The organism is Streptomyces sp. NPDC052107, assembly GCF_040680215.1.
Lineage (GTDB): Bacteria > Actinomycetota > Actinomycetes > Streptomycetales > Streptomycetaceae > Streptomyces.
The window spans coordinates 1-2,501 of sequence record NZ_JBFAWG010000238.1 but is presented as its reverse complement, the minus strand read 5'-3'; the positions used below and the strand labels follow the sequence as shown (position 1 = coordinate 2,501).

Below are 2,501 nucleotides of genomic sequence, written 5' to 3'. Positions count from 1 at the left end.
CGCACCTCGGGCACCTTGGAGCGCCTCCTCGCCCTCCCGCTCGGCAAGGGCGACCTGATCGCCGGGTATGCCCTCGCGTTCGGCGCGGTCGCGGTCGTCCAGTCCGTCCTGGCCACCGCCGTCTCGGTCTGGCTGCTCGGCCTGGACGTGACCGGCTCACCGTGGCTGCTCCTGCTGGTCGCGCTGCTCGACGCCCTGCTCGGCACGGCGCTCGGCCTCTTCGTCTCGGCGTTCGCCGCATCGGAGTTCCAGGCGGTCCAGTTCATGCCGGCGGTGATCTTCCCGCAGCTCCTGCTCTGCGGCCTGTTCGTCCCGCGCGACCGGATGCACCCGGTACTGGAGGCGATCTCGAACGTCCTGCCCATGTCGTACGCCGTCGACGGCATGGACCAGGTCGTACGCCACTCCGACCTCACCGGCGCCTTCCTCCGGGACATCGCGGTCGTGGCCGGAAGCGCGCTCCTGGTCCTCTGCCTGGGCGCGGTCACGCTCCGCCGCCGCACCCCGTGAGACGCCTCCGCACACCCGGGGACCCCGGTGCGAGGATGACGGCGAACGGCAAGACGACGGCCGTGCATCCGACGCACCACGGCCCCAGCACCGCCCGGAGGGTGAACACATGACCCAGACAGTCGCAGTCCTCGGTACCGGAAAGATCGGGGAGGCCCTCCTCAGCGGCATGATCCGGGCGGGCTGGCGACCGGCCGACCTCCTGGTGACCACCCGCCGCAGTGACCGCGCCGAGGAGCTGCGCACGCGGTACGGAGTCGAGTCGGTCGGCAACGCCGAGGCGGCGAAGGCCGCGGACATCCTCATCCTGGCGGTGAAGCCGCAGGACATGGGGAAGCTCCTCGACGAGCTGGCCCCGCACGTCGGCACCGACCGCCTGGTGATCAGCGCCGCCGCCGGTATCACCACCACGTTCATCGAGGAGCGGCTCACCACGGGCACCCCGGTCGTCCGGGTCATGCCCAACACCCCGGTCCTCGTGGACGAGGGCATGTCCGTCATCTCGGCCGGCAGCCACGCCACCGGCGCCCACCTCACCACCACCGAGGAGATCTTCGGCGGCGTCGGCAAGACCCTGCGCGTCCCGGAGTCCCAGCAGGACGCGGCCACCGCCCTCTCCGGCTCGGGCCCCGCCTACTTCTACTTCCTGGTCGAGGCCATGACCGACGCGGGCATCCTGCTCGGCCTGCCCCGCGCCCAGGCCCACGACCTCATCGTCCAGGCCGCGATCGGCGCCGCCGTGATGCTCCGCGACAGCGGCGAGCACCCGGTCAAGCTCCGCGAGGCCGTCACCAGCCCCGCCGGCACCACGATCAGCGCCATCCGCGAGCTGGAGAACCACGGCGTACGGGCCGCCCTCATCGCCGCCCTCGAAGCCGCCCGCGACCGCAGCCGCGAACTGGCCTCCGGCAACGGCTGACCCCCGCCCCGGCCGGGGGTTGACACACCCCGGCCGGAACCGTAATGTGCTCCGAGTTGTCCGACGTGAGCGCCGACCCCGGTCGGTCCCCGGACAGCCATTCCGCAGTAACCACGATCAGCGAGCGACTCCGTGTCGCCTGCTTTTTCGTGCGCATTCGCGAAATGAGGAATCCGCGTTCGAAGGGACGCACCCCCGATTAGCGTCGGGGAGCAGGATTCCGCTAAAGTCTCACTCGTCGGAACGGCCCAACGGCCGGGAGGACAAGCCCCGCTGACTGGGAGTCAGGCCCGAAAGGATCTGATAGAGTCGGACTCGCCGGAAAGGGAAAAGCGCGAAAGCGAAGAACCCCGGAAAGCGAGTAGCAGGACCCGCTTCGACCGGGATCGGACACTGGAAAGCGTCTGATAGAGTCGGAAACGCAAGACAGCAAGACACAAAAGAAGTAAACGAAGGGAAGCGCCCGGAGGGGCCCGGTGATACGGGACCGAAGGAAGCGTCCGTTCCTTGAGAACTCAACAGCGTGCCAAAAGTCAACGCCAGATATGTTGATACCCCGGCCTGCTTCGGCAGGTTGGTGGTTCCTTTGAAAAGTCCTACGGCCGCCATGTGTGGCGGTAGGCAACAACACAGCGAGGACGCTGTGAACGACGGGTCTTATTCCGACCTTGTTGTTCCGCTCTCGTGATGTGTGCACCCGATTACGGGTAATCATTCACGGAGAGTTTGATCCTGGCTCAGGACGAACGCTGGCGGCGTGCTTAACACATGCAAGTCGAACGATGAAGCCGCTTCGGTGGTGGATTAGTGGCGAACGGGTGAGTAACACGTGGGCAATCTGCCCTTCACTCTGGGACAAGCCCTGGAAACGGGGTCTAATACCGGATAATACTCCTGCCTGCATGGGTGGGGGTTGAAAGCTCCGGCGGTGAAGGATGAGCCCGCGGCCTATCAGCTTGTTGGTGGGGTAATGGCCTACCAAGGCGACGACGGGTAGCCGGCCTGAGAGGGCGACCGGCCACACTGGGACTGAGACACGGCCCAGACTCCTACGGGAGGCAGCAGTGGGGAA

At 67.1% G+C, this 2,501-nt stretch carries 2 protein-coding genes and 1 rRNA gene; all 3 read left to right on the top strand.

All coding sequences use genetic code 11. The features are described 5' to 3' along the window. A partial coding sequence (locus AB0M27_RS47360; RefSeq protein WP_365732398.1) for an ABC transporter permease occupies positions 1–510 on the top strand: 510 nt, incomplete at its 5' end. A 109-nt stretch (positions 511–619) separates the two neighbouring features. Beyond that, complete coding sequence (gene proC, locus AB0M27_RS47355) at positions 620–1,429, top strand: pyrroline-5-carboxylate reductase (protein WP_019764577.1); 810 nt, start codon at positions 620–622, stop codon at positions 1,427–1,429. A gap of 714 nt (positions 1,430–2,143) precedes the next feature. Beyond that, positions 2,144–2,501: ribosomal RNA gene (locus AB0M27_RS47350) — 16S ribosomal RNA — on the top strand; the annotation flags it as partial.